This window comes from Flavobacterium sp. DSR3-2 (genome assembly GCF_049896525.1).
In the GTDB taxonomy this organism is placed as follows: Bacteria; Bacteroidota; Bacteroidia; order Flavobacteriales; family Flavobacteriaceae; genus Flavobacterium.
Map to the genome: position 1 here is coordinate 1 of NZ_JAFCUM010000035.1, position 1,608 is coordinate 1,608.

At 35.1% G+C, this 1,608-nt stretch carries 1 protein-coding gene; it reads left to right on the top strand.

Annotated features, from left to right (window positions below; genetic code table 11):
* Nucleotides 1–97: 97 nt before the first annotated feature.
* Entirely contained in the window at nt 98–1,174 is a 1,077-nt protein-coding gene (locus ACP7AV_RS17130; protein ID WP_426093006.1) for an IS110 family transposase, read from the top strand.
* Nucleotides 1,175–1,608: the final 434 nt, after the last annotated feature.

The window sequence follows — 1,608 nt, forward strand, 5'->3', positions numbered from 1 at the left end:
GCACGCAACGAAGCATCCATGTAAAAGCAGTAAATTGAGCCTCAAAATAAATACTAACTGCAGTATAGTTTTTACTGTCTGCCAATACTTTAATGATATGAGTGCTCAAATTACTACTAGTCCAAAAGTATATATTGGTTTGGATATACACAAGAAAACATGGACAGTTTCAATCCATACCGATTTGTTTTTTCATAAAACTTATTCGATGCCATCAAAATCTTCCGATTTGGAGGAATATGTAAATAAAAATTTTCACAATCATGAGGTGTATTTGGTTTATGAAGCAGGTTGTTGCGGATTTTCCGTAGCGCGATATTTCTTGAATTTAGCTTGGAATGTCTTAGTAGTCAATCCAGCTGACGTGAAAACAGGTGACAAAGAACGCTATCAAAAAACAGATGCTTTGGACGCCAAAAATCTATCCAACCAGTTGAAATCCGGCACTTTAAAAGGAATCAATATTCCTACCGAAGCCGAAGATCAGTTCACGAGTTTGGCACGACATCGAACGCAGGTTACTAAAAAATTGAGGACAACTAAATTGCATATTAAGAGTTTGTTATTGTTTCACGGAATAGAAATTCCCGAAGAATATGACAATTCGAATTGGCCTAATGGATTTATAGAATGGTTAGAAAAGCTCAAGTTCAGTACTATTTGTGGTGATTTGGCTTTGAAAGGAAAAATCAGGATGTACAAATTTATTAAATCAGAATATTTAGAAATTGCCAATCAGATGCGAGCTTATTGCCGTAAAGAGCACAAAGAAGATTACAATTTATTGAAGAGTATCCCTGGTATTGGAGGCTTTTTAGCTTCTGTTATCATAGCTGAATGTGGCGATTTGAGACGTTTTAATACTGAAGGACAATTTGCTAGTTTTATAGGGATTGTACCTGGAATGCACAACAGTGGAGGTAGCGAAAAATGTTTAGGAATTACCCCTCGAAGTAGAAGTCAATTGCGAAGTTATCTGATTGAAGCCGCTTGGATTGCAGTGCGAAAAGACCTAGAGATGCAACAATATTATAGAAAACATCAAGGCAAAAACGTAAAAAACATTATCGTAAAAGTAGCTCATAAAATGACTAGAAGAATACTATCGGTAATTAAGACACAAACTCCTTATCAAATTAACAAAAATATGATTCTAGAAAAACAAGAAGTGTAAAATTAGAAATTAGAGTTGCGAAAAATCAAAAAACAACTTTCTTAAAGTTCTCACAATGAAATAAGAAAAAATAGACTGCAAAGCTAGGGTGGTAGCCGTGCTAAAGCATGGGCTACATACGAAGCAGGCAGCTATTTTTGTTATTCTTACAACCAAACAGATGCTGGTGGCTATTGATTTAGACCACAAATAGGAGCCTGAGATTTAAGAATTTAAATAAAAAATTATGGAATAAAAGAGTAGGAAAACGAATCGTGGCATTGTTGGAAAAGTCAGAATAACTTTTTCTGTCCTAAGCCTACGGCGGACAAAAAGTTGTTTCCAACTTTTCCAACAAGCCGCTGGGGATGGCATTTTTTACTCGAAAAACATCAAGATATCGCTCAGTTTAAAAAGTTGTTAATAACTTAAGTCTGCTTTACATAGGAACCCTA

Excerpts from the sequence above, each read along its gene's own strand:
- ACP7AV_RS17130 (WP_426093006.1), top strand. The coding sequence starts at position 98 with ATGAGTGCTCAAATTACTACTAGTCCAAAAGTATATATTGGTTTGGAT.